28 protein-coding genes are annotated in these 25,162 nt (G+C 68.2%); 15 read left to right on the plus strand and 13 right to left on the minus strand.

The annotated features are described in order from the left end of the window. Window positions 1-4: 4 nt before the first annotated feature. The 3 genes from ID554_RS07015 to ID554_RS07025 form a co-directional block, all read right to left on the minus strand. Window positions 5-1,414, minus strand: a complete 1,410-nt coding sequence (locus ID554_RS07015) for an ABC transporter substrate-binding protein (protein ID WP_191088735.1) — start codon at window positions 1,412-1,414, stop codon at window positions 5-7. Between the two features lie 240 nt (window positions 1,415-1,654). Then, complete coding sequence (locus tag ID554_RS07020) at window positions 1,655-2,392, minus strand: ABC transporter permease (protein WP_191088736.1); 738 nt, start codon at window positions 2,390-2,392, stop codon at window positions 1,655-1,657. Window positions 2,393-2,520: 128 nt separating this feature from the next. After that, window positions 2,521-3,486, minus strand: a complete 966-nt coding sequence (locus tag ID554_RS07025) for an ABC transporter permease (RefSeq protein ID WP_158573747.1) — start codon at window positions 3,484-3,486, stop codon at window positions 2,521-2,523. Between the two features lie 334 nt (window positions 3,487-3,820). Here ID554_RS07025 and ID554_RS07030 point away from each other — a divergent pair, with 334 nt between their 5' ends. From ID554_RS07030 to ID554_RS07065, 9 genes are all read left to right on the plus strand, one after another. After that, a complete protein-coding gene (locus ID554_RS07030; protein ID WP_199489204.1) occupies window positions 3,821-4,582 on the plus strand; it encodes an IclR family transcriptional regulator in 762 nt (253 codons plus the stop codon). A gap of 99 nt (window positions 4,583-4,681) precedes the next feature. After that, window positions 4,682-5,197: a 2-keto-4-pentenoate hydratase gene (locus ID554_RS31420; RefSeq protein ID WP_199489205.1), complete on the plus strand. Its 516-nt coding sequence runs from the start codon at window positions 4,682-4,684 to the stop codon at window positions 5,195-5,197. Further along, window positions 5,190-5,336, plus strand: a complete 147-nt coding sequence (locus tag ID554_RS31425) for a hypothetical protein (protein ID WP_223884468.1) — start codon at window positions 5,190-5,192, stop codon at window positions 5,334-5,336. The genes ID554_RS31420 and ID554_RS31425 overlap by 8 nt, the downstream gene beginning before the upstream one ends. Beyond that, a complete protein-coding gene (locus ID554_RS07040; RefSeq protein ID WP_223884469.1) occupies window positions 5,333-6,328 on the plus strand; it encodes an acetaldehyde dehydrogenase (acetylating) in 996 nt (331 codons plus the stop codon). Before ID554_RS31425 ends, ID554_RS07040 begins: the two co-directional genes overlap by 4 nt. Continuing rightward, window positions 6,325-7,353: a 4-hydroxy-2-oxovalerate aldolase gene (dmpG, locus tag ID554_RS07045; RefSeq protein WP_117228555.1), complete on the plus strand. Its 1,029-nt coding sequence runs from the start codon at window positions 6,325-6,327 to the stop codon at window positions 7,351-7,353. The genes ID554_RS07040 and dmpG overlap by 4 nt, the downstream gene beginning before the upstream one ends. A gap of 52 nt (window positions 7,354-7,405) precedes the next feature. After that, entirely contained in the window at window positions 7,406-8,368 is a 963-nt protein-coding gene (locus ID554_RS07050; protein ID WP_117228556.1) for a DODA-type extradiol aromatic ring-opening family dioxygenase, read from the plus strand. Next, a complete protein-coding gene (locus ID554_RS07055; protein WP_117228557.1) occupies window positions 8,365-9,216 on the plus strand; it encodes an alpha/beta fold hydrolase in 852 nt (283 codons plus the stop codon). Before ID554_RS07050 ends, ID554_RS07055 begins: the two co-directional genes overlap by 4 nt. Next, entirely contained in the window at window positions 9,213-10,247 is a 1,035-nt protein-coding gene (locus ID554_RS07060) for an LLM class flavin-dependent oxidoreductase (protein ID WP_117228558.1), read from the plus strand. The genes ID554_RS07055 and ID554_RS07060 overlap by 4 nt, the downstream gene beginning before the upstream one ends. Before the next feature lie 250 nt (window positions 10,248-10,497). After that, a complete protein-coding gene (locus tag ID554_RS07065) occupies window positions 10,498-10,677 on the plus strand; it encodes a hypothetical protein (protein ID WP_147333468.1) in 180 nt (59 codons plus the stop codon). A 23-nt stretch (window positions 10,678-10,700) separates the two neighbouring features. Here ID554_RS07065 and ID554_RS07070 read toward each other — a convergent pair whose 3' ends face one another. From ID554_RS07070 to ID554_RS07095, 7 genes are all read right to left on the minus strand, one after another. Continuing rightward, window positions 10,701-12,023, minus strand: a complete 1,323-nt coding sequence (locus tag ID554_RS07070) for a M20 family metallopeptidase (RefSeq protein WP_117228560.1) — start codon at window positions 12,021-12,023, stop codon at window positions 10,701-10,703. Beyond that, window positions 12,020-12,154, minus strand: coding sequence for a hypothetical protein (locus ID554_RS32355; protein WP_263407327.1), 135 nt, complete (start codon window positions 12,152-12,154; stop codon window positions 12,020-12,022). Before ID554_RS32355 ends, ID554_RS07070 begins: the two co-directional genes overlap by 4 nt. Continuing rightward, the gene (locus ID554_RS07075; RefSeq protein ID WP_117228561.1) at window positions 12,151-13,014 is read right to left on the minus strand and encodes an alpha/beta fold hydrolase; all 864 of its coding nucleotides are present in this window, start codon (window positions 13,012-13,014) and stop codon (window positions 12,151-12,153) included. Before ID554_RS07075 ends, ID554_RS32355 begins: the two co-directional genes overlap by 4 nt. Then, window positions 13,004-14,212 carry a Rieske 2Fe-2S domain-containing protein gene (locus ID554_RS07080; protein ID WP_117228562.1) on the minus strand — a complete coding sequence of 403 codons (1,209 nt, stop codon included), beginning with the start codon at window positions 14,210-14,212 and terminating at the stop codon, window positions 13,004-13,006. Before ID554_RS07080 ends, ID554_RS07075 begins: the two co-directional genes overlap by 11 nt. 45 nt (window positions 14,213-14,257) lie before the next feature. Beyond that, window positions 14,258-15,214: a PDR/VanB family oxidoreductase gene (locus tag ID554_RS07085; RefSeq protein WP_117228563.1), complete on the minus strand. Its 957-nt coding sequence runs from the start codon at window positions 15,212-15,214 to the stop codon at window positions 14,258-14,260. Beyond that, on the minus strand, window positions 15,211-16,470 hold the full coding sequence (locus tag ID554_RS07090; RefSeq protein ID WP_117228564.1) for an MFS transporter: 1,260 nt from the start codon (window positions 16,468-16,470) through the stop codon (window positions 15,211-15,213). Before ID554_RS07090 ends, ID554_RS07085 begins: the two co-directional genes overlap by 4 nt. A 344-nt stretch (window positions 16,471-16,814) precedes the next feature. Further along, window positions 16,815-17,549, minus strand: a complete 735-nt coding sequence (locus ID554_RS07095; RefSeq protein WP_199489207.1) for an alpha/beta fold hydrolase — start codon at window positions 17,547-17,549, stop codon at window positions 16,815-16,817. A 474-nt stretch (window positions 17,550-18,023) separates the two neighbouring features. On the opposite strand from ID554_RS07095, the gene ID554_RS07100 reads away from it, so the two are divergent. The 4 genes from ID554_RS07100 to ID554_RS07115 are packed head-to-tail and all read left to right on the plus strand — an operon-like array spanning window position 18,024 to window position 20,864. After that, window positions 18,024-19,313 carry a CobW family GTP-binding protein gene (locus tag ID554_RS07100; protein ID WP_117228566.1) on the plus strand — a complete coding sequence of 430 codons (1,290 nt, stop codon included), beginning with the start codon at window positions 18,024-18,026 and terminating at the stop codon, window positions 19,311-19,313. Continuing rightward, window positions 19,310-19,570 (plus strand): type B 50S ribosomal protein L31, encoded by a 261-nt coding sequence (locus ID554_RS07105; protein ID WP_117228567.1) that lies wholly within the window; start codon window positions 19,310-19,312, stop codon window positions 19,568-19,570. The genes ID554_RS07100 and ID554_RS07105 overlap by 4 nt, the downstream gene beginning before the upstream one ends. After that, entirely contained in the window at window positions 19,567-20,445 is an 879-nt protein-coding gene (locus ID554_RS07110; protein ID WP_117228568.1) for a class I SAM-dependent methyltransferase, read from the plus strand. Before ID554_RS07105 ends, ID554_RS07110 begins: the two co-directional genes overlap by 4 nt. After that, window positions 20,442-20,864, plus strand: a complete 423-nt coding sequence (locus ID554_RS07115) for a Fur family transcriptional regulator (RefSeq protein WP_117228569.1) — start codon at window positions 20,442-20,444, stop codon at window positions 20,862-20,864. Before ID554_RS07110 ends, ID554_RS07115 begins: the two co-directional genes overlap by 4 nt. A gap of 77 nt (window positions 20,865-20,941) precedes the next feature. On the opposite strand, the gene ID554_RS07120 is transcribed toward ID554_RS07115, so the two are convergent. Genes ID554_RS07120 through rpmF form a run of 3 tightly spaced genes read right to left on the minus strand, consistent with a single transcriptional unit; the run spans window position 20,942 to window position 23,084 of the window. After that, window positions 20,942-21,673 carry a class I SAM-dependent methyltransferase gene (locus tag ID554_RS07120; RefSeq protein ID WP_117228570.1) on the minus strand — a complete coding sequence of 244 codons (732 nt, stop codon included), beginning with the start codon at window positions 21,671-21,673 and terminating at the stop codon, window positions 20,942-20,944. A gap of 2 nt (window positions 21,674-21,675) precedes the next feature. After that, a complete protein-coding gene (locus ID554_RS07125; protein ID WP_117228571.1) occupies window positions 21,676-22,908 on the minus strand; it encodes a GTP-binding protein in 1,233 nt (410 codons plus the stop codon). Continuing rightward, window positions 22,905-23,084 (minus strand): 50S ribosomal protein L32, encoded by a 180-nt coding sequence (gene rpmF, locus ID554_RS07130; protein ID WP_117228572.1) that lies wholly within the window; start codon window positions 23,082-23,084, stop codon window positions 22,905-22,907. Before rpmF ends, ID554_RS07125 begins: the two co-directional genes overlap by 4 nt. Before the next feature lie 194 nt (window positions 23,085-23,278). On the opposite strand from rpmF, the gene ID554_RS07135 reads away from it, so the two are divergent. Together ID554_RS07135 and ID554_RS07140 are read left to right on the plus strand one after the other, a co-directional pair. Further along, window positions 23,279-24,379 carry a FecCD family ABC transporter permease gene (locus ID554_RS07135; RefSeq protein WP_117228573.1) on the plus strand — a complete coding sequence of 367 codons (1,101 nt, stop codon included), beginning with the start codon at window positions 23,279-23,281 and terminating at the stop codon, window positions 24,377-24,379. Next, on the plus strand, window positions 24,376-25,158 hold the full coding sequence (locus ID554_RS07140) for an ABC transporter ATP-binding protein (RefSeq protein ID WP_117228574.1): 783 nt from the start codon (window positions 24,376-24,378) through the stop codon (window positions 25,156-25,158). The genes ID554_RS07135 and ID554_RS07140 overlap by 4 nt, the downstream gene beginning before the upstream one ends. The last annotated feature ends 4 nt before the right edge of the window (window positions 25,159-25,162 follow it).

The following is a 25,162-nucleotide window of genomic DNA, read 5'->3' on the forward strand; positions in this document are numbered from 1 at the left end:
CAGGTCATCCCATCCAGGCGTACTTGAGGAAGAGCCGGGTTCCGCTGGCATCCGCCTGGTAGCCCTGCACCTTGGGCGACCAGACCTCGAACTGGCTCGGAGAGGCGTACGGCACGATCTGGTAGACGTTCGTAGCGATGTAGTCGGTGATCTCCTTGTACATCGTCCGACGTGCCTCGATACCGTCGGTGGTAGAGATCGCGTTCTCCATCATGTCCCACAGCTTCTGGTCGTCGACCTTGGTCGACGGGATGCCCTTGGCGAACCAGAGCGCGAGGTACTGGCTGGCGTCCGCGTTCAAAGCGGCGTTGAGCTGGATCATGTCTGCCTGCCAGTTGCCGGACAGCAGGTTACTGACAAGCGTCGCGAACGGAACCTGCTGCACCTGCAGGTCGACGCCGATCTTCTTGAGTTGCTCGCTCATCAGCTGGGCGGTCGGCAGCGACTGCTGGTTTTCGGACTGGATCGCGAGCTTGAGCTTGACGTTCGTGACGCCCGACTCGGCCAGCAGTTGCTTCGCCCGCTCCGGGTCGTGCTTGTAGAACGGGGTGTCCTCGCTCGCCGGGGCGCCGAGCGGGTCGGCAGGCGGAACGGTGTACGCCAGCTCGCCGGTGCCCTGGGACCCGATCTCGATGAGCTGCTTGCGATCCAGCCCGAGACTGATCGCCTGCCGGACTTTGTCGTTGGCCAACGGCCCCTGGCTCACGTCGAGGCCCACCCAGTAGGTCAGGTTGAAGCCGTCGCCGACCTTCATGCCGCGGTCGCCCAGCGCTGTGGCGTTGCGGGGCAGCCGCACCTGGACCATGTCGACGGCACCCGAGGACAGCGCCTGCTGGCGGGTGGACTCGTCCGCCATCAGCCGGTAGTCGACCCGGTCGAGGTAGGGTCGCTCGCTGTCCCAGTACCCGTCGAACCGGACGGTGCTGATGAGGGAGCCCTCTTGGAAACTCTGGAGCTTGAACGGGCCGGTACCGTTCGCCTGGGTCTTGAGTACGTCCTTGTCCTTCCCCTGCATCCAGCTTTCGTCGACGATGCCGGCGCTCCAGGGCTGGGCGAGGAGGTGCAACAGGGATGCCTGCGGGCGATCAAGAGTGATCTTGACGGTGTTCGGGCCCACGGCCTCGATGGTCTCGAAGTTGTAGAGCGAGGAGTACGGCGAGTGCTGGTTCGGGTCGGTGATCCGCTTGAGGCTGAACACGACGTCTTCCACGGTCAGGGTCTCCCCGTTGTGGAACTTGACGCCCTCCCGGAGAGTGAACTCGTACTCGGTCGACGACACCTCCTTCCACTCTGTGGCGAGCGCGGGCTTGAGCGTCTCCAGGTCGGTGTCGAGGGCCAGCAGGCCCTCGTAGAACTGCGAGACCATCCGCTTGGAGTTGAAGGACTGGGCCATGATCGGGTCAAACCCGCTCAACGGTTGGCTGTCCTCGCCGATGGTCAGCGTGCCGCCTCGTTTCGGCTCGCCCCCTTCGGTGCCGGGGTTCGAGTCACTGGGCGAGCCACCGCAGGCGGTCAGCACAACTGACAGTGCGGTTATCGACGCGGCAATTGCCCCGAGACGACGGGCGTCATGCAAAAGCGACATGGTTGCGCCTTTCTTCGGGAGCTTGTCGGAAAGACCGACACAGCTGGGGGACGGAAGCTGGTGCCAGGGTCAGATCAGGGAGCGGCGTCCGCTGTTGAAGCCCTCGCCGATCAGGCCCCAGGCAACCGAGGCGAGCAGAAGCACCCCGGCCGGCCCGAGCGGCAGCCACGGGCTGTCGGTCATGTAGTTCTGCGAGGCGTAGATCATGTTTCCCCAGCTCGGATCGGGGGGCTGCACACCGAGCCCGAGGTAGCTCAGCGAGGACTCGACGAGAATGGCGATCGCCGCTGTGTTGGCGAACTGGACTGTCATGAGCGGCAGCACGTTCGGCACGAGATGCTTGACCGCGATGATCGGATCCGGCACACCGGAGACGCGGGCGGAGAGAACGAATTCCCGTTCCCTCAGTTCCATGCATCGTGAACGGACCACACGGGCGAACTGTGGTACGGCTATCAGGGCGAGGACGAGCACGAGAGTGGTCTTGGTAGGGCTGAAGACGGTGACCGCACTCAGCGCGAGCAGCAACGAGGGAAAGGAGAGGACGAGGTCGATGACTGCCATGAGCACCGAGTCGAGCCAGCCACCCCGGAGCCCGGCGGCGATCCCGATGGCCGAGCCGACCAGCAGGGCGATACCCGCCGCGAAGAACGCGATACCGAGCGAGGTCTGGCCGGCTGTCAGCAGCCGGACCAGGTAGTCCCGCCCCAGGTCGTCTGTGCCCAGCGGATGTGCCCCGCTCGGGGCGGAGAAGGGCGCACCAGCCACTTCAGACGGTGAATAGTTCGTCCACAGGCTGACGGTCATGGACAGCACGACGAGTGTGACCAACAGGACGACCCCGACGGCGGCTTCCCGCCGAGAACGGAACACGGACAGTACGGGTGACCACCATCCACGGGATGCGGTGCCAGCCCGACCTGGCGCTACAGCCGTCATCGATCTTTTCCGATCTGCGGGTCGATGAGTGGAAGGAGGAGGTCAACCGCGAGGTTCAGCACGACATAGGTAGCGCCCAGCACGAGGATGCAGGCCTGCGCCACCGCGATGTCGAGGTGCGTGATCGCGGTGACCGTGAGTTGTCCGATCCCTGGAATCGCGAACACGTTCTCGATCAGGATCGAGTTGCCGACGATGCCGGCCATCTGCAGCCCCGCGACTGTCGCCACGGGGGCGGCGGCGTTGCGTAGTCCGTGCCGCATCGTCGCCTGCAGTTGGGTGCTGCCGGTGGCGAGCGCGGTCCGGATGAAGTCCTGCTCGTAGACTTCGAGCATCGACGAGCGCATGAAGCGGCATAGCGTCGATCCGAGTGGCAACCCGAGCGCAATGCTGGGTAACAGCATGCTCTGCAGGTTCCTGACCGCATCCTCGGAGAAGGGTACGAATCCCAGGGTCGGCCAAGCCGGAAAGAGGATCGAGAAGAGCAGGACCAGCGCCACGCCGAAGGCGAACACCGGGATGGCCAGGCCGACGAAGGTTACGGTCCGGGCCGTCACATCCACGGCGCGACCACGGCGCATCGCGGACAACGCCCCGGCTGGAACCCCCCATGCGACCGAGATGATGGTCGCGAAGACCGCCAGTTCCAGGGTGTTCGGCAGCCGTTCGCCGATCATCTCGCGCACCGGAAGGCCGTTGAAGACCGAGGTGCCGAGGTCACCTCGCAGCGTGTTGGACAGCCACGTCACGTACTGAACCGGGAGGGGCTTGTCGAGCCCCAGGTCGGTCGTGAGCCGGGCGCGCGTGGCCGCGTCGCTATAGGGACCGGCCAGTGTGTCGACCGGACTCCCGGGCAGCATGTGCACCAACCCGAAGGCCAGTAGGGAGAGCGCGAACAGGACCAGCACGCCGCGCAGCACCCGCCGAAGGACGAAGCGGACCCACGCCGGCGGAACCGGCACGCGGGGTACGCGAGGCCGGGACACAAGGCTCGGCTCCCTCGTCACAGACTGCGGCATAGCAACTCCCGTAAGTTGTGCAGCTCGGGTTGCGGGTGGCAGAACATCTCCTGGTCAACGCGTTTCGTGTTCTGTATCGTACGATGTACGGCTATCTCGTCAAGAGGCAAAACCGCGATCGATCAGGCTTTGTCACGTAACAAAAGCGGCTGTTCGGACGGAGATCACGCCCCTGTCGAGCCCGGCCACCGCCACCGGCTTCGCACGGATCGAAGCACCGGCCGTGGTGAGGAGGATGTCTACTCGGTGGCACCGACCGACGGTAAGGAGCAGTCCCATGACACGGGACACGAGGAGTCGCGATCAGGCGAACATGCTCGAGAAGAGCATGCGGATCCTCCAGGCGTTCCGGTCGGGAGATCGCAAGCTGAGGCTGAGTGAAATCGCCGAACGCACCGGGATGCCGAAGTCGACGGCGCATCGGCTCAGCCAGGCCCTCATCGACCACCAACTCCTCGCCTGGGACGCCGACGGCTACGAACTCGGCCTCGGCCTGTTCGAACTGAGCGCCCTGGTGCCGCTCAAGCAGCGACTACGCGAGAGCGCGCTGCCGTTCATGCAGGATCTCTTCCTCGCCACCCATGAGACGGTGCACCTCGGCGTCCGTGACGGCACCGACGTGATCTATGTGGAGAAGATCTACGGACACTCCGATCTCGCGCTGCCATCACGGGTCGGTGGACGCCTGCCGTTGACCTGCACCGCCGTCGGGAAGGCTCTGTTGGCCTTCAGCACCGACGAGATCCGCACCGCGGTGCTCGCCAAACCCCTGCGCCGTATCACCACCAAGTCGGTCATCGACCCGGAACGGCTCCGACGGCAACTGGCCGAGATCCGCGCCACCGGACTGGCGTTCGAGAGCGAGGAGGCCACGCTGGGTCGGGCGTGTGTCGCCGCGCCAGTGATCGTCCAGGGCGAGGCGGTGGCCGCCATGTCGATCTCCGTGCCGATCGCGCAGTACCGGATTCCGCAGCTCGCCGCCGCCGTTAAGACGGCGACGCTGGGACTGACCAGACAGCTTAGGAGCACGACGAGATGAGCCGGCGTAAGCCAGCACACCCCCGATCAGGGACGGTACGCGTTCCGTGACACGGGACAGACGGTCCACGTCAAGACCCAAATCGGCCAAGGTGGAGCCATGTCCACACGTTCACCGGTCCATGACCGCCTGCATGACGCGGCCCATAGCCTCCGCCGGGCGGCGACGACCCGGACGCCGGTTCCGGCGGTCCGCACGACCCTCGGTTCCGCGGACATCCGGGCCGCCTACGACGTGCAGCGCCACAACATCCAAAGACTCGTAGCGGCTGGCGACACGATCGTGGGACGCAAGATAGGACTCACTTCGGCCGCGGTCCAGCAGCAACTCGGTGTAACCGAACCCGATTTCGGCACGCTGTTGGGCTCCATGCGCGTGCCGAACCACAGTACCGTCGCCTGCACGAAGCTGCTACAGCCGAAGATCGAAGCTGAGGTCGCCTTCGAGATCGCGGAACCGATCACCCGCGTCCCGAACGACCCCGAGGGCCTCGTACCACTGATCCGCTGCGCTCGCCCAGCCCTTGAGATCGTCGACAGCCGCATCGAGCGGTGGGACATCGCCATCGTCGACACGATCGCCGACAACGCATCGAGCGATGATCGCGATGGGTGAGCATCTCCAGGCCGGTGACATCGTCCTCAGCGGGGCGCTCGGACCGATGTGCGCCGTAACACCACACGATGTTTTCGCCGCGACGATCGGCGACGCCGAGGCCGTCACCGTCAGCTTCTCGGAAGGGGCATCCTCGTGACGTCACCCGTCGGCAGCGGCATCGGGCGGCCCGGCGACGCTGGGCGGTCGCGCAAGGTTGCCGTGATCGGTTCCGGCAACATCGGCACCGATCTCATGATGAAGGTACTGCGCTCGGACGTGTTGAGCATGGGTGCGATGGTCGGCATCGATCCTCGGTCCGACGGCCTCGCGCGGGCTGACAAGCTGGGCGTGCCGACCACCGCAGAAGGCGTACGGGGCCTGCTGGGCATCCCGGAGCTGGCCGAGATCGCAGTGGTGTTCGATGCGACATCGGCGCGGGCCCACGTGGCGAACTACGAGCAACTCCGGGAAACCGGCATCCCGGTCGTCGACCTCACGCCCGCAGCCATCGGACCGCTGGTCGTGCCCGCAGTGAACCTGGCGGAGCTCGCGCACGAACCGAACGTCAACATGGTCACCTGCGGGGGCCAGGCCACCATTCCGATCGTGGCGGCCGTCAGCGCGGTCAGCCGCGTCCACTACGCGGAAATCGTGGCCTCCATCGCCTCCCGGTCCGCCGGGCCCGGCACCAGGGCGAACATCGACGAGTTCACGAAAACGACGAGCCGTGCGATCGAGACGGTGGGCAATGCCCGCAGGGGCAAGGCCATCATCATCCTCAACCCCGCCGAACCCCCGATGATCATGAGGGACACCGTCTACTGCGTCACTGGTGGCGGGTACGCCGAGGAGATCCGGCGGTCCGTCGCGGAGATGGCGCAGCGGGTCAGGGAGTACGTGCCGGGCTACTCGATCAAGCAGGAGATTCAGGTGCGGCGACTCGCCTGCGGCGACCCGCTGCGCTCGCTCGCCGGGGACCAGGCCGACGGCGACCTCGACCTCGTCACCGTGTTCCTGGAGGTAGCCGGCGCCGGCGACTACCTGCCTGCCTACGCCGGCAACCTCGACATCATGACCTCGGCTGCGGTGCGTGTCGGGGAGTTGCTGGCCAGTCGGCAGCCGCTCACGACGTGGAAGGCAAGCTCATGACCGGCAGCAACCTCTACATCCAGGATGTCACCCTCCGCGATGGCATGCATGCTGTCCGCCACCAATACACCCTGGACCAGGTTCGCACCATCGCCGCCACGCTGGACAACGCGGGCGTGGACGCAATCGAGATCAGCCACGGCGACGGCCTCTCCGGCAGCAGCGTCAACTATGGGCCAGGTGCCCACACCGACCTGGACTGGATCACGGCCGTGGCCGAGACCGTCCAGCGGGCGAAGGTCACCGTGCTACTCATACCGGGCATCGGGACGATCGACGACCTTGTCGACGCCTGGCACGCCGGAGCGCGCTCGGTCCGCATCGCCACGCACTGCACCGAGGCCGACATCGCCATCCAGCATATCGAGGCAGCCCGGTCGATCGGGTACGACGTCGCGGGCTTCCTCATGATGTCCCACATGTCGGACCCGTCGTCGCTCGCCACACAGGCGCGCATCGTGGAAGCGGCCGGCGCCCACTGCGTCTACATCACCGACTCCGGCGGCCATCTCCTGATGCGGGACGTGCGCGAACGGGTAGACGCCTACCGTTCCGCCCTGTCCGAGCAGACCGAAATCGGCATCCACGCTCACCACAACCTGACACTCGCGGTGGCGAACACCATGACCGCGGTCGAGGCGGGCGTGACCCGGGTGGACGCTTCGCTGGCAGGCCAGGGCGCCGGAGCCGGCAACTGCCCGATCGAGGCGTTCATAGCGGTGGCGAACCTCTCCGGCTGGCAACACGGCTGCCACCTCGACGCACTGATGGACGCCGCCGACGATCTCGTACGGCCCCTGCAGGACCGGCCGGTGCGCGTCGACCGCGAGACACTCGCCCTCGGGTACGCCGGCGCCTACTCCAGCTTCCTGCGGCACGCCGAGAACGCCTCGGTCCGCTACGGCGTCGAGACGCGGCGGCTGTTGGTCGAGGCCGGCCGCCGCAAGCTGGTCGGCGGCCAGGAGGACATGATCGTCGACATCGCCCTCGAACTGCTCAAGGAGTCACCGGAGCAAGCCGCGTGACCACGTGCGGGCCGACAATCGACAGCCACCCGCACCACCGGAAGGAGGAGGAATGAGCACCATCGTCGCGGGCGTGGCCGCGTCGCACAGCACGTTGATGAACACCCACTGGTCCGAGGTCGACCACCTCGACTCGGCCCATCGCTTCCGCGACGGCCTGGAGACGGCCCGTGCCTACGTGGCCGAGCAGGCTCCCGACACGATCGTGGTCATCGGCTCCAACCACTTCCGTGGCCTGTTCCTCGACCTCATGCCCACCATCACCGTCGGCGTCGCAGAGGTGCTCGGTGCCGGCGAGGCACAGACACCCGAGGGCGCTCTGCCGGTCGACCAGGACCTTGCCAAGAAGCTGGTCGACGGGCTGGTCGGCGACCACTTCGATCCGGCCCTGTCGCTCCGGCTCACGGTCGACCACGGTGTCACCCACAGCCTGCAACATCTGGTCCCGGGCCTCGACATCCCGATCGTGCCAGTCGTGGTGAACATGTTCACGCCGCCACTCATGCCGCTGCCCCGTGCCCACGCGCTGGGCACGTCCATCGCGTCCGCGATCGCCGCCGACGGCGCCGACAAGCGGGTACTCGTGCTCGCCTCCGGCGGCCTGTCCCACCGGCTGCCCTGGCCAGACTGGTCCCAGACGCTCTCCGACGACGACCGGTTCCTCGTCGAGGCGTGGCTCAACGGCCGGCACCAGTGGAAGGAGTACGAGGTCCGGCGGCGCCAGATCATTCGGGCCGCGACGCCCGACGTCAACGCCGACTTCGACCGCGACTTCCTCGCCCAACTCGAGTCCGGAGACCTCAGCCGGACGCTCGCCCTGAACAACGACGAACTCGAGGACGTCGCCGGCAACGGCGCCCAGGAGATCCGCTCATGGATCGCGATGACGGCGGCCGTCGGCCCGGGGCGCGGCCGGACCCTGGCCTACGAGCCGATTGACGAGTGGCTCACCGGAATGGGTGTCGCCCTCTTCGAGCCGGTTTCGTCTCCCGCAGCACCGAAAGGAAAAGCATGACTATCTGGACTGAACTGGCGAACGTGGAGTTCTCCCTCGGTTACGTCGACGCGGGCGGGCTCAGGACCCGTACGCTGCGGGCCGGTCGGGGCGAGCCCGTGGTGATGCTGCACGGCACGAGCGGACACCTCGAGGCATTCGTCCGCAACATCGCCGTCCTGGCCGACCACGTGGAATGCCACGCGATCGACATGATGGGGCACGGCTACACCGACAGCCCGGGCCAGCCGTACCGCATCCCGGGGTACGTGCGGCACGTGCTCGACTACCTCGACGCGGTGGGAATCGAGCGCGCCCATTTCATCGGTGAGTCCCTCGGTGGTTGGGTTTCCGGCCGCCTGGCCGCCGACCACCCCGAGCGGGTGCTGAGCGTGACGCTGGTCGCCCCCGGTGGCACCGTGGCCAATCCGGCGGTGATGGACCGGATCAAGACCAGCACCAGGAGGGCCGTGCTCAGCGACGACATCGAGTTGACCCGCAAGCGCCTGCACCTGTTGATGCACGACCCCGGCAACGCCACCGAAGAGCTGGTCGAGGTCCGGCATGCGATCTACCACCGGCCCGAGTTCATGGCGAACCTCGACCACCTGCTCTGCCTTCAGGAGATGAACAACCGCCGCGAGGATCTCCTCAACACCGAGCAGATGGCCCGGATTTCGGCGCCCACCCGCATCGTCTGGGGTGCGGAGAACCCGTTCGGTGACATCCCGGAGGCCAACGCCATGCACGCGGCCATTCCCGGCTCGGCCCTGACGATCTACCCGCAGTGCGGACACTGGCCCCAGCACGAGCACGCGGAGCGGTTCAACAAGGAGACGCTGGAGTTCCTGGCGGGGGTACCGCGGTGACCGCTGGCGTCTCCGTCGGCATCCGCGTGCCGCCGTGCCGGCCGGCAACCGAGGTGGCCGACTTCGCCGCCGAGGTGGAGCGGCTCGGCTTCGACACCCTCTACGTGCCGGACTCCCAGTTGCTGTGGCGCGACGGCTATCTCAGCCTGCTCGCTACGGCGCTGCGGACCTCGCGCATCGGTCTCGGCACCGCCGTGACAAACGTGGTCACGCGCCATCCCAGCGTGGTCGCCTCGGCGGCGCGGACCGTCGCCGAGGCCGCAGAGGGCCGGTTCCGGCTTGGGCTCGGCGTGGGCAACAGCTCCGTCGAGCCGGTGGGGCTGAGCCCGAGCAAGCAGGCGGAGCTACGGGCCGGCATCGACACGATCAGGGGACTGCTCGCCGGTGCGGAGGCCTCTTTCAACGGGGTGTCCGGGCGGCTCCGCGATCCCTTCCCCGGAATCCCGATCAACGTCGCCGCCAGCGGGCCCCGCAATCTCCAGTTCGCCGGCGAGGTCAGCGACGGTGTGATCCTGCTCAGCGGTGTCGCGCCCGTGCTGCTCGAACGCAGCGTGCATCTGGTGCGCCAGGGTGCCGAGACGGCCGGACGGAACCCGGACGACGTGCAGATCATCGTCGCGGCCCACGCCATGGTCACCGACGACCTGGAACGAGACGCCCGGATTCTCAAGCCCGTCTGTGCCGGCATCGCGCAGAAGGGCGGACGGGCGGCGCTGGCCACCGCCGGCATCGACATCGAGGTACCGGCCCAGGTGCCCGGCGTCTACCCCGACCTCATCCACGCCGAGGACTGGGAACTCGCGGTGGACCGATGCGCGGAGTGGGTGAGCGACGAAGACGCGGTGGCGTTCGCACAGACCTTCTGCCTCTTCGGCACCGCCGAGGAGATCGTCACGAAGATCGAGGCCGCCAACCGGCTCGGCGCCACCGCCATCTTCCTCCAGCACGTGGGCTCCTACGATTTTCCCGAACAGCTGGCCTCGGACGTGGCCACGCAGGTCCTTCCCCGGCTCGCCGACCGTGCAGACTGATCACGGCGTCAGGGACGAGCCTGCACCCCTCCTCCGCCACGGTCCCCGCCGTGCGGGGATGACGGCCTCGTGGACGTTGTTGGACGGCCCGGCGTCCCGCGCCTTCGGATCCGACCCCACCTTCTTTCGCGAGGCGCGGGCGGTCTGGGACGGGCCGGCGCCGACGGTGCGGTTGGTCGCGGATCGAGACGGTCCCTTCACCTGGGACAGCCGGGTGTCCTGCAGGACCGCGACCGGAGAGGTGGTCGCGGTGACCGGCACGCCGAACGTGAATGGCGACCCAGAACGCCTCCACCAGAAGTTCCGCACCAACGCCGCCGCCGGCGGCCTGTCGGCGAGCACGGCGGCGGCGCTACTCGAGACGATGTCGCGGCTGTCCGAGATCGACGACGTCGCCACGCTCGTGCCTTTCGACGCGCGAGAGATCTGATCGATCCCCTGCAGGAGCAACCGCTACCGCAGGGCACCGGCGTCCGGCAACCCGCAGATGTCGAGCGCGGTACGGATGACATGACGGGTGAGGCGCTGCATCTCCCTGATGTCCACGACGTTCATGCCGGCGGGAAAGTCGAGCGGCAGGGGCGCGTCGGGGCCGATCCGGTCCATTCCGATCCGCGCCGTCGGCACTCCCCTGCCCCGCAGGATGTTCGCGTCGGTCGCACCGCTGTTGTGCAGGATCGGCTCGTGTGGCTGCCCTGTGGCGCGCTCCCATGCCTCGACGGCGGCCCGCACGACACGGTCGGCCGGATCGGTCCGGGTGCCAGGTATCGAGAGCATCATCTCCCATGACACCTCCAGGTCGGGGTGGGTGTCCCGGATCCGGTCGATGGCGGCGGCAAACTCGCGGCGGATCGCGGCCGGTGACGAGTCCGGTCCGATCCGGAGATCCACCATCAGGCTGGCCTGGCTCGGTGACACCGCGGGAAGATGCATCCAGCCGGATCGCATCGCACCGATGTTGCCCTGCGGCGCGACCGTCCCGGCGGTGTGCGCCGCGCTGTACTCACGAAACCAGTCCTCAAGGCCGGCGACGACCTTCCCGGCCTCGACGATCGGGTTGCGGTACCGCATCCGGTGCCGGCTGCCGACATAGCTGAAGGTGCCCTTCACGACGACCTCGAACCAGCACAGTCCGACCTCTTCCCACGATACGGACCAACCAGGCTTAGCGATCAGGGCATAGTCCGGGTACACACCCTGCTCCAGCAGGAAGGAGCAGCCGACACCCTGGCCGGCGTTCTCGCGCGTGACGTGCGGCGTGGCCCGCCGGTTGGTTGGCATGCCACCGGCACCGAGCCCGAGCCACAGGTCACCTTCGAGTGGGATGCCCGAGGCGTGGATGGCCTCGACGGCCGCGGTCACCACGGCGGCGTGTCCCTTGGGGTTGCTCGCGCCGAGGCCGAGGACGTAGTCGCCGTCCACGGTGGCGCAGGCGCGCATGTCAGGGCGCAACGCCGCAGCGGCGTAGGGCTCGTCCTCCTCGGGGTTGCCGGTGGTCAACGTGTCGATCGGGGCGTACAGGAGCAGCGACCGGCCGTTGGCCCGGCCGGGAATCCAGCCGACCGCGTTGGCCTGGGTGAGGTCGATCGGCTGCAGGCGCGCGTCGACACCGGCGGCGGTCAGGCGCGCCACGGCCCAGTCGGCCAGCTCGCGTTCCTCCCCGGTGGGGCTGGCGATGTCGACCATGCCCACCACGATCTCGCGCAGCAGATCCGGCGTGACGTGCGCGTACGCCGCATCGGTCAGGCGATCGAGTTCATGGGCGCGTTCGCTCATCGGGTCGGGCCCTCCCGCCGTACGACGGTGCCCGTCCCGTGCAGCAGCAGCTTGTCGAGCGCACCGCTGAGCAGCAGTACGGCGGCCCCGACGACGGTGGCAGCCAGGACGGTCCTCGGTTTGATCCTCATCGGGTTTCCTCTCCAGTCGCTTCTCGGCTCACGAACTCACGGACCAGCCCCGCGTACGCCGCCGGGCGTTCCTCCTGTGGGTGATGGGAGGTGCCGCCCAGCACCGCGACGTCCGCACGCCGCATCGACGCTGCGACGTCGACGGCGTAGGACGGCGGCGCGAAGGGGTCGTGCGCCCCCCACACCCAGAGCACGGGGTGCGGGATGTCGGCGAGCCGGTCGGAGAGGTCCTGGGGCTCTCCCCGTCCCGAGCCGTCGGCGACCGCCAACGCCCACGCAGTGGTGCTCGCGGCATACCGCTCCCGCACGGTCCGCTCGGGGACGGCGGTGGCGTCGTGCCACTCCAGCCCGGCCAGCAGTTCCCGCATCCGGTCCTCGCTCGGCCCGTCGCCGCCGTAGTACGCACGGCGGGCCCTGACGCCCAGCGACGGGTCGGCGCCAGGATGGGCGACCGGCTGGCTGCCGGTCACCACGATCCTGCCCACCCGGGCCGGTGCCAGCGCCGCCATGTCGAGCGCCACCGAGCCACCGAGCGACTGTGCGACCACGTGTGCCCGACAGATACCCAGACCGTCGAGGAGCGACAGAACGCAGGAGGCGTGGAAGTCCAGCGCCGGGCCGTCGATGACGCCCGCCGCCGAATCCCCGTATTGGGCAAGGTCTACGAAGATCTGCCGCCAACCCGGGCCGAGCCGCTGCGACACATCACGGAAGTCCAGCCAGCTGGTGCAGCCTGGCCCGCCACCGTGCAGATAGACGATCACAGTGCCCTCCCCGAGCTCCCGGTACGCCAACGGCACGACGCCACCGGCGTACCGGACGTCCACCGGGACCGGCTGGCTCGCCGGCTCAGGTGGCATGAGGCGTCCGATCGATCTGCACCTCGGGGTTGGCCTGCTCGATGTGCCGGCGCCACGCGGTCAGCGAGAGGTCGGGACGGTAGAGCTTCTCCGGCGGCGCGTTCATCACATCCACCATCCAGGCGTCCTGCGCGGTGAACTGGCCGTGGAACAGCCAGCGGATGGCGGCTAGGTACTTCGCCTTGAACGCCATGGCTTTGGCACCCGTCTCGAAGCGGACCATGATCTGCACGTAGCGCACCTGGCTCTCGTTCACCGGCACGTACCACTCGTAGTGGATGAACTGCGGGTACGCGACCCGGAGCAGCCCGGGGAGCCGGATCGACACGAACCCGGGCAGGTTGAGGTCCCGGATGACCGGATTGACAGTGCCCTTGCCCTTGCCCGGGGCGTCCGGCAGAGGCATGCGCTTCCACCACCGACGGTTGGTCCACTTCCCCAGTCCCGGGAAGTCGGCCTCCCAGTGCACCTCGTCCTGGACCCGGACCAGCCATCCGTCCTGCTCGACGATCCGGGTCTTGTTCCAGGCCGGCATGACCTTGAACAGTCGCCAGAGAGCTGTGTTGTGCAGGTACTTCGCATGTCCCTCGTCGAAGCCGTTCTCGGCCGCGAAGCGCCAGTTCCCCTCACGGATCTCCCACCGGCCCCCCATCACGAACTCGTTGTCCACGAGTTCGTCCGGGATGTCGCGCTCGACGGGAGGCGGGTCGCCGTCACCGACGTACACCCAGACCAGCCCCAGTCGTTGCGCGACCGGGTACGTCGCCACCTTGACCCGGTTGTTGATCGGTGACTCCGGCCCGTCGGTCAGGGCAGCGCACATCTTCCCGCTGTCGAGCCGGTAGGTCCAGCCGTGGTACGGACAGCTGATCGTTCCCTCGTACTGCCGGCGGCCAAGGGACAGCGGCACCCCACGGTGCGGACAACGGTCGTGCAGCGCGTAGATCTCGTCCCCTTCACGGACCAGGACGATCCGCTCGCCCAATAGCTGGATCGGGACCGGCTTTCGGCTCACCTGCTCCGCCCACTGCACCGGGTACCAGTAATTGCGGAAGCCGAGATCCGCAGCTTCGTAGACCGGCCAGGCGCGCCAGTCGTTGCCTACGGATTCGGGCTGTTCGGTCGTGGTGGGGCGTCGACGCGGCGCTCGGCGCTTGGCGACCGGCGGCTCCTCGGGTCGAGGATCGGTGACGGCCATCAGGTCTTCCTTTCTTGATGTACAGGCAGCCGGAACGTGCCGGCCTCAGATGTCGAGCACCAACTCGTCGCTCTTGGCCCGCGACACGCAGACAGCCATACTCGTGGTGTCGGTCAGTTCCGCGCCCGAACGGATCGAGTCCCGGTGATCCGGTACGCCGCCGAGCACCGGCACCTCGCACGAGCCGCAGACTCCGTCACGACAGGCGTTGGCGACGTCGACGCCGGCCAACTCGAGCGCCAACAGGATGCTTTCGCCGGCCGGCACGTCCAGGGTCAGCTGCGACCGAGCGCACCGTACCCGTACCGGCAGGGACGGCAGCGCGGAGATGTCCTTGGCTACGAACCGCTCGAAGTTGACGGCGTCGGACGGCCACGCCGCGCAACGCGACTCGACCGCGTCGATCAGGCCTCCGGGTCCACAGCAGTACACCGCCAGACCGTCGTCGTACGCCGGCAGCAGCGCGTCGAGGTCGAGACGTCCTGTCTCCTCCTCCGGACAGACCTGAACCTGGTCGCCGTACTGCCGCAACGACCGGAGGAAGGCCATCGAACGACGGCTCCGGCCGCCGTACACCAGGCGCCATGGCGTCCCGTGCTGTCCGGCCTGCCTGATCATTGGGAGAATCGGCGTGATCCCGATGCCGCCCGCGACAAAGACGTACTCCTTCGCCGGGTTGAGCGGGAAGTGGTTGCGCGGACCGCCCACCTCCACCGGCTCGCCGGGGCGCATCGACCGGTGGACGTAGTCTGACCCACCCCGGCTCTTCGGCTCGCGGAGAACGGCGACCCGATAGCGGAGGCGGTCATCGGGATCACCGCACAGCGAGTACTGCCGGACCACGTCGAGCATACCCAGGTCGATGTGCGACCCCGGGGTCCACTCCGGTAGCCAGCCGCCCCCCGGATCGACCAGAGTGAGACCGAGCACCCCCTCCGCCTCGACCGTCATCGACTCGATCACCAGGTCGAGCACGCCCTCATCCTGCGTGGTTGCACTCATCGGCCATTCATCTCTCTTCGCTCTGAACAAGCCTTGTCACGACTCCAGCGGTGACCGGCGAAACCGACAAGCACGGCTGCGGCGACGGCGACCAGCGCCATGAACGACCACGCCGAGGTGTACCCGCCGTTACGTCCCACCGCCACGAACGCCAACGGACCCAGGACACCACCGCCGAAGATCCCCGCCTGGGCGAGTCCCGTCGACGCCGCTATCCGACCCGGACGGGCACGGGTCAGGCTGAGGTTGAAGATCCCGTTCCAGCCCCAGCCACAGGCGTAGGCGAGGACCGCGCCCAGTCCGAAGACCCACGCCGTGCCCGTTCCGAGCAGGAGGTAGCCCCCTGCGCCGAAAAGAAGCAGGCAGGTGACGCCGGAGAGCAGCCGTGGCCCACCGAGCACGGCGCCGCGCCAGGTGAACGACACCCGCGCGACGATGCAGGCGAGGCTGCCGACGACCTGCGCGGTCGCGACCGCCGCCGGCCCCAGTCCGCTGCCCTGCCCTGTCACGGCAACGAACGCTGGCAGCGTCGCGGCGGCGAGGGATGCCAGCAGGCCGCCCGCCACGAGCGCCACCATGAAGGTCCGCCCTCCGACCGGGGCGTCATCGGGCCCTTGTTCGGGCTTACCGCGACGGCTCGGACCGGCAGCCGTCGGCCCTTTCGTGATGACGAACTGCCCCACGACGGTCAGCGCGGCGACCAGCCAAAAGGCGGTGCGCCAGGATGCCCCCTGACCGAAGATCCCCAGCAGGACGCCGGAGAGCAGCGTGGCCACGGGGATGGCGGACTGGACAAGGCCGAAGGACAGCCCTTGCCGGCGCACCGAGGTGACGGACGCGAGCACCTGGTTCGACGCGGGTTGCACCAGTGAGTTGGGAAGGCCGAGCAGCGCCAGCGCCAGCACCACACCGCTCGCCGAAACGGCCGTGGCTGCCACCACCAGCCCGAGGGTGCATCCGGCACAGGCCAGGCGCAGCGCCAACTCCGTCCCGAGCCTGCCCACCAACCGACCCCCGAACGGTGAGATCACCGCCGAGGTGAGGTAGTAGCAGGCGACCCCAAGGGCGATGTCCCGGGCCGTGAAGTCGAAGGTCGCCCCGATCTGGACCGACATGGTCCCCACGAGGAATGGGGCGATGGAGGCGGCGACCATCCCGACGACCACGGACGCCACGCCGCGCGGCCCGTGCCGAGACCACCGAGCAGCCGACGAGCTCACCTCGACGGCCTCACCACGCACCACACCCTCCCTCATTTAGACAAGTCGTACGACGTACGGTACGATATAAGAGGGGTCCTGGGAAGGGCAAGAACCCGGAAATCGGGACTCCAAGCAGGCCCGATCCGAGACCTTCACGCACACCGGCAGGCCCTGCTCGGACACCGGCGCCGACGGCGCGTGGAGTCCAGGACTCAAGTGGCAGGCAGATCGAGCCGATTCAAGGGCCCGAGCTGAGGATCAGCTCGGGAGGCCGCGGTCACGGGCCGATCACCCGCGGCGCCGCCGCCCTCCGGATATCGGCCGGCGCGGCGATCGGGCGCGGTGCGGCGACACCGAACCCGGTGGTGGTCCTCGACGCACCGCTGGCGACGCAGCGATCAGGCTCGTGCCGATCCGATCTCACGAAGAAACGCCAGAACCTCGGCGGCAAAGGCCTCGGGATGGTGGTCGACGGCGGGCACACCCGTTCCGGGAAGGACACGGGCACGGGAACCCGGAATGGCGGAGACCAGACGTGGGACGTCCGGCATGGAGAAGTCGTCCAGTTCACCGCAGATCACAAGGGTCGGCGCGGTGACGAGACCGATCCGCTCCTCCATCCGGTACGTGTTCACCGCCACGTGGCCTTCTTCGGCCTGCTCGATGACCCGGCAGGCGTCAGCGACAAACCGGGACAGCAGGTCGGGCCGATCCGGCGGATAAAAGGGACGACGACGGTTCCACAGCTCCGTCAGATGACTGCCATCTTCGGTCAACTCGACGTGGTCAATTGGCGGGCGGCTCGCCGCCACCAGGCGCCGACGAGCCTCGTCCACATACGGGGTACCCGAAAGGACAAGGCCGGCCACCGAGGGACCGCGGCGCGCGGCGACCTCAAGGGCGACGACCCCACCCGTGTGGTGCCCGACCAGGACGGGGCGATCGAGGCCGAGCCCCTCGATCACATCCTCGACGCCATCGGCGAACAACTCCATGGTCTGCGCCACGTCAAGCCGGGCAGACGCACCGTATCCAACGGTATCCATCGCGAGGACACGTGCCGCTCGCCCCACGATGGGCAGCACGTCGCGGTATTCGTCCCACGACCGAGGCGTCTGATGCAGGAAGATCACCGGAGAACCGTGACCCGCGTCCACCACATGCAGTTGCCCGAACCGAGAGTCCACATAACCCTTCCGCATGCTTCCTCCCGCAGCTCAACCAACGCCCAACCCATCGGAACACATGGGCACCGATCACCCGTACGCGAATCCGTACCTTGTACGGGTGATCGTCTCCGACGCCCACCCGCATGTCAACATCGAGCCGAGAGGCGCCAGCGCGGCAATCCGCCCAAAAAGCCCGCTTGGCTGTGAAATCGCACATGAAGGGCAGAGGCCAGGCGCAGCCCGAGCGGGGCGAGGACGACTGCCACCCCCGCGCGTAGCGCGTGCGCGTGGTCGCCGGTGGTCGTTACGCCACGTTCCGGCGACACCGTTCGGCGGCACACGGTTGGCAGCTCGTCGATCCGTAGCCCGGGGGCCTTCATACCGCCGCCGCAGTATGCATATAATGACAATCGTTTTCAGTTGCATGGAGGTGGGTGGATGTCGTCGTCAGCACAGGCTCCGACGGGCGCCGTGACCATCGACACCGATGATCGTCCGTCGTTGACCGTGCTGTCCGGGTTCTGGCCGGCGACCTTCGCGGTCGCCCGGTCGCTGCTCGCCGCCGAGCCGTCGTCGCTGCTGGTGCGCCACGACATCACCAGGATCCGTGACGGCCTCGTTCGACGGACGGTGAGCCGTGGCGCCGACATCGTCGAGGACGAACAGATCGAGGTCCGGCACCACGATGTCTTCCGTATTCTGCGCGAGGACGTGGTGCCCACCCTCGTCCGGCTCAGCCGCGACCGCCCCGACGACGACCTGGTGCTGGTACTGCCCGACGTCGTGGAGCCGGAGGCGGTGGTCGCCGCCTGCACCTTCTGCCGTGTCGACGGCACGCCGGTCACCGACCTGATCCGTATCGACTCGTGCGTCACCGTTGTCGACGCCGAGCATCTACTCGACGGGCTTGCCAGCGACGACGAGCTGAGCGTGCTGGGGATCCAGGCCGCCGCTGACGACCATCGCACCGTCGCCGACGTCGTGCTCCGGCAGATCGAGTACGCCGACACCCTGGTGCTCTGGGGGGAGTCCCGGAACGGAACATTCGACACCGACAGACTGGCCGTCCTGTTGCAACGGCTCGCGCCCTGGGCAGCACACGTCCGGCTCGACAGTGACCGCGTCGATGCCGACAGGTTGCACCGACAGCTGCGGCACACTCATCGGCACCGAGCCGAGATCCACGGGGTGCTCAATCGCGGACTGCAGGGCTACTCGTTGGGTGTCCACGAGCCGGAGCCCGACTGCGGAGTCGTCTCGGCAGTCTTCCGCGCCCGCCGGCCGTTCCATCCTCAGCGCCTGCACGACGTGCTGGAGAACGTCAACGCCGAGGTGATCCGTTCTCGCGGGCACCTCTGGTTGGCCAGCCAGCCCGACAGCGTGGTGGCCTGGGAGTTCGGCGGCGGCGGCCTGGCGATGGGTTCCCTCGGACACTGGCTGGTCAGCCTGCCTGAGGACCGCTGGGAGCACGTCGACGCCCAGCGCAGTCTGGCCGCCGCCGTCGACTGGGACCCCTACTACGGCGACCGGCACCAGCACCTGGTCTTCATCGGCCTCGGTCTGGATGCCGTCGAGCTGCACCGTACTCTCGCCGGCTGCCTGCTGACCGACGCCGAACTCGCCGACGGCGAGGACACCTGGCGTACCTACCACGACCCGTTCACCGGCTGTTTTCCGCTCGACACCGAGCTGACCCAACCCACTACCCAAGGAGCGCAACCCGCATGAAGCCCGGGATCCACCCCGACTACCGGCCGGTCGTCTACCGCGACAAAGGCGCCGACTTCGCCTTCCTCACCCGCTCCACCGCCACCAGCGACCAGACCATCGAATGGACCGACGGCAACACCTACCCCGTCATCGACGTCCAGATCTCGTCCGCCAGCCATCCCTTCTGGACCGGCAAGCAGCGCCTGCTCGACACCGCCGGCCGGGTCGAGAAATTCCGTCAGAAGTACGCCCGCCACTCACCTCAGGGCAGATGAGCACCGACACGCCGGTCTCCTGGGACGCTCTGGTGCCACAGCTGGTCGACGCCGCTCGGCAGGACCGGACCTGGTACCTGACGGTCGCCCGCGAGCTGGTCGGCCCCGCCGACCGGCTCGCGGTCGACGTCGGTTGCGGCGCCGCCGGGATGTCCCTGGCCATCGCACGGATGATGGCCTGCGGCCGGGTGGTCGCGGTGGACGCGAGTCCGGCGGTCCTCGCCGCCGCCCACGATCACATCCGCAGCGGGTGGTCGGACCCACGCGTGCGCATCGAGCTGGTGTGCATCGACTTCCCGGCCGAGATCGACGCCCTGCGGGAGACGCTCGGCACCGGGGTCGACCTGGTCTGGGCGTCGGCCGCGATTCACCACGTCGGTGACCAGCAGGCGGCGGTCACCGCCCTCGCCGACCTGCTCGCCCCTGGTGGACGGATGGCCCTGGCCGAGGGCGGTCTGCCGGAGCAGCACCTTCCCTGGGACGTCGGCCTGGGCGAACCCGGCCTGGAGGTGCGACTGCACGCCGCCCAGGACCGCTGGTTCGCCCGGATGCGGGCAGAACTTCCCGACAGCCGACGGATGCCCTACGGATGGACCGAAGCGTTACGCCGGGCCGGCCTGTGTCCGGTGACCACCCGGACCATTCTGGACGAGCAACCCGCACCACTGGCCGACGTCGCCAGGCGTACGGTGCTGGACGCCCTCTCCCGACGGGTTGCCTGGCTACGACCGACCGGGCTGCTCTCCGACGCCGACCTGTCCGTCTGGGAGCGTCTCCTCGATCCGGCGGACGAGAGGTGGCTGGGCCACCGCGACGACCTGTTCCGGCTCTCCGCACGCAGCGTCCACCTCGGCGTACGTCCTGATCCGCCATGACGCCGACCTTCATCCCGGACGCCCAGTTACGCAGAGCCGGCCTGTCCTCCACCACGCAGCGTCGCGCAGTCCTCACACTGCTGGTCGGGCGTCTCCGTCCGCTCACCGCCCAAGAGGTACATGCCGAACTCAACAGCAGCGGGCAGCACATCGGGCTCACCACCGTCTACCGTGCGCTGCACAGCCTGGCCGGTGTCGGGCTCCTGCACACCTTCGAGCTGGGCGGCCAACGCGCCTACCGCCACTGCGGCGCGGCACCGCACCAGCATCTCATCTGCACCCGGTGCGATGCGGTGAGCGAATGCCCGCCCGGCATCGTGGCGACTTGGCTCAACGATCTGCACCAGCACACCGGCTTCGTCCCGCACCCCGACCGACTCGACCTCAGAGGCACCTGCGCCACCTGCGCCGAGACATGACGTGGGTGACGGTCAGAGCCCGGGCCGATCCGTCCGTCGGATGAGTTCGACCACCGCGTCCCATTGAGGTGGGGTGTTCATCGCCGTTCCACGGGCCGGTGGAACGCCATCAGAGCGTGTTCGGCCCGCTGGAGAAGCAGTCTCGCGTCGGTTAGTCCCGCTCGCTGGGCCGTCCGGCGGTGCCAGTCGACCGGTGCGACGAACTCCGCGCTGCCGAGGCCGGTCAACGCGGCTGCCCGCGCACGCAACATCGACGCCATCGGCGGCACGTCAGCCAGCGCCCGCCACCACACGGTCCAGGGATCGGGCCCGGTGGCCGAGCGCCGTACCACCTCGGTGGCGGGATCTCGCATCACGTCGGCCACGAGCAGCACGCCGCCCGGTCGCAGCAACTGCCGGACCTCGGCGTACCAGTCGCGTACCCGATCTTCGGACAGGTAGTGCACTGTCATCAGTGCCAGCACCACGTCGTACGGGCCGTCGGTCGACGTGAGCCACTGCGCGCTACCAAGATCGCCCCGGACCGCGCGGACCTGCGGCAGAGCCACCTCGGCCAGAGCCAGCAGGACCGGGTCGATGTCGAGCACGGTGACGTCCGCATCGGGCCAGCGCCGCAGCATCACCTCGGCGGTGGCGCCAGGCCCCCCACCGATGTCGAGTACCCGTTCCGGTGCGCGTCCGTGGAGCTCCTCGACGGCGGCGACAATGGCGACGAGGAGATCGTCCCGGCCCGGCTGGTAATGGTGCATCATCGCGTTCCAGTCCCGTCGCCACCGGGCGACGTCACCGGAATCGAGCTGGCCGGACATGGTCAGACCGCGACCGTCTCGGCATGGTCGTGGTCGTGCAGGTCGCCCAGATCCCACTCAGGAAACGGGTCGGGCAGCGCCCGCCACGCGGACTCACCTGCGGCGATCTCGGCGTCGGTGAGCAGACAGCCGGCCAACGCGGCGCGCAGCCCGTCGCCGTCCAGGCCCACGCCGATGAGAACGAGTTCCTGCTGCCGGTCGCCGAAGACCGGGTGCCAGCGCTCGACCAGCTCTGCCCGTTCCACGGGATCCTCCGGCCACTCCCCCGACACCGCGACCGGGACTCCGACCGGGTCACAGCGTCCGGACGAGCCGGCCTGCGACCACAACGCCTGCACGTCCGGGCGGCTGGCCAACCACAGGAACCCCTTTGACCGCACCACCCCGTAGTCGTCCAGACCGGCGGCGAGCAGATCCCACAGTCGTTGTGGGTGCAGCGGTCGGTGGTCACGAAACACGATGCTGGAGATGCCGTACTCCTCGGTCTCCGGCACGTGCTCGCCGTTGAGTTCGGCGACCCAGCCGGGCGCGGTCTCCGCCCGCTCCAGGTCGAACCGTCCAGTGTTGAGGATCTCCGCCGCTGGCACGTGCCCGTGCATGGCACGGATCTGCCGGGCAGCCGGGTTCAGCCGGGTCAGCAGGGCCTCGACCACCGCCAGATCCTCCGTGGTGACCAGGTCGGTCTTGTTGACCACGAGCACATCGGCGAACTCGATCTGGTCGACCAGCAGGTCCGCGATGCTGCGGTCGTCGCCCTCGTACGCGGCCAGCCCGCTCGCTTCGAGCGTCTCCCCTGCCTTGATACGGGCCAGCAGCCCCGCCGCGTCCACCACGGTGACGGTCGTGTCCAGCCGGGCCAGGTCATCGAGGACCTGCCCATCCTCCACGCCGAAGGCGAACGTGGCAGCCACCGGCATCGGCTCGGAGATCCCGCTGGACTCGATCAACAGGTAGTCGAACCGGCCCAGCCGCGCGAGGCGGGCCACCTCGTCGAGCAGGTCGTCCCGGAGCGTGCAGCAGATGCATCCGTTGGTCAACTCGACGAGCCGCTCCTCCGTCCGGGACAACGCCCCGCCGTCACGCACCAGGGCGGCGTCGATGTTGACCTCGCTCATGTCGTTCACGATCACCGCCACCCGCAGACCGTCCCGATTAGCCAGGACATGGTTGAGCAGGCTGGTCTTCCCAGCGCCCAGGAAGCCGGAGAGCACCGTCACGGGCAGCCGACCGGTCACGGCTGCTCCTCCACCTGACGACCCTTGTACAGGCCGCAGTGCGTGCACGCCCGGTGCGGCACCACCATCTCCCGGCGCGGACACGGGCACGGGGTCAACCGCGGCACGCTTGCCTTCCACTGCGCCCGCCGGTGGCGGGTGTTGGGACGCGACATCCTGCGCTTCGGTACGGACATCGGATGCTCCTTCGTCGAGGGATCACCTTCAGTCTAGCGGGAATGGTTTTCATTACACTCGGCACGCCCACCGCAGCCGGACGCCCGCGCAACAAGACCTCTCATGGGTCTTGTTGACAATGACAACCGCATGTAAGTATTCCTGAACCTGCCTACCGAACGGAGTGGAGTTGTCACGCTCCAGCTCTCAGGTCATGCCTGCACGCGGCCAGGAAGCCGCCCCTGCCGAAGATCCCATCGCCGTTGCGCGCCGTCGACGGCGCAGGTTCGCGCTGCTGCTCTCGGGACTCGCCATCGCCTTGGGCGTCGTCATCGTGCTGGCCGTCGGACTGGGGCCGGTACTCGTCCCGCCCCGCATCAGCGCGTTGGTGATCCTGCACGAACTCGCACCGGCACTTGTCGAACCGGACTGGCGGCCCGTCCAGCAACAGATCATCATCGAGTTCCGGTTGCCCCGAACCCTGCTGGCCGCCCTGGTCGGCGCAGGGCTGTCCATCGTGGGCGGCACCCTTCAGGCGGTGGTACGGAATCCGCTGGCCGATCCCTTCGTGCTGGGCATCTCCTCGGGTGCCGGGGTCGGTGCGGTGCTGGTCATCGTGGCCGGTTCGGCAGCGATAGCAGGCCTGTCCCTGTCCGCGGCGGCGTTCGCCGGCGCCACGCTGGCCACGGCGATCCTGTTCCTGCTGGCCCGACATCGCGGCCAGCTCACCCCCTTGCGACTGGTGCTCAGCGGCGTCACCCTGTCCTACCTGTTCAGCGCGGTGACCAGCTTTCTCACCCTGACTACGGACGCGGACAAAGTGTTCAGCGTCCTGTTCTTCCTGCTCGGCAGCGTCTCTGCGGCGACCTGGGGCGACCTCCAGATACCCGCGCTGGTGCTGGCGCTGGTCGCGGTCTGGCTGTTGAGCCGGGCACGGACTCTCAACGCCCTTCTCGCCGGCGACGAGACCGCCACCTCGCTGGGCGTTGACGTCAACCGTCTACGGATGGAGATGCTGCTGCTCACGTCACTACTGACCGGAGTGCTGGTCGCCGTCAGCGGAGGCATCGGATTCGTCGGTCTGGTCGTCCCGCACGTGGCACGACTCCTGGTCGGGGCGGATCATCGACGTATGCTTCCGGTCGCCGCGTTCGGCGGCGCCGTGTTCCTGGTCCTCGCCGATCTGCTGGCCCGCACCGCTGCCAGTCCAACCGAACTGCCCATCGGCATCGTGACGGCAACGGTCGGGGCGCCCTTCTTCCTCTGGCTCATGCGCCGCGACACGGCCGCTCGACGGGCCGGGATGGCCCGATGAGGATCCGCATCGACGGCGTGGACGTCGTCGTCAACGGCCGCACACTGGTGTCCGAGGTGACCGTCGACGTGCCCGACGGCGGCGTCGTGGGGCTGCTGGGGCCCAACGGCAGCGGGAAGTCGACCCTGCTTCGCACCATCTACCGGGTCCTACGGCCGACCGTCGGCACGGTACGGCTCGACGCCGACGACGTGTGGCGGATGTCCACCCGCGAGACAGCGCGTCACGTCGGTGTCGTCGTCCAGGATTCCGCCGTCGACTTCGACCTCGACGTCCTCGACGTGGTACTCATGGGCCGCACCCCGCACCGGACGTCGTTCGCCCGCGACACCGACGAGGACCTGGCCATCGCCGACGCCGCGTTGCGCAGGGTCAGCGCGGCCCACCTGGCACAGCGCATGTTCGCCACCCTCTCCGGCGGGGAACGGCAACGCGTCCTGCTGGCCCGTGCGCTCGCCCAGCAGACCCGCGTCCTGGTACTCGACGAACCGACGAACCACCTGGACATCGCGTTTCAGATCGAACTGCTGGAGCTCGTGCGAAGCCTCGGCATCACCGTCGTCGCCGCGCTGCACGACCTCAACCTGGCCGCGACCTACTGCGACACCCTCGTGGTGCTGCACCACGGAGTCGTGGTGGCCAGCGGGCCACCTGCCGATGTCCTCCTGCCCGACCTGGTACGCGAGGTGTTCGCCGTCGAGGCGGCGCCGATGCGCCATCCCATCACCGGCCACCTGCTGCTGGCGTTCCACCGCCCGCCGTCGGCACCGGCTCCGTAACCCC

The sequence above is a fragment of the Micromonospora craniellae genome (assembly GCF_014764405.1).
In the GTDB taxonomy this organism is placed as follows: Bacteria; Actinomycetota; Actinomycetes; order Mycobacteriales; family Micromonosporaceae; genus Micromonospora; species Micromonospora craniellae.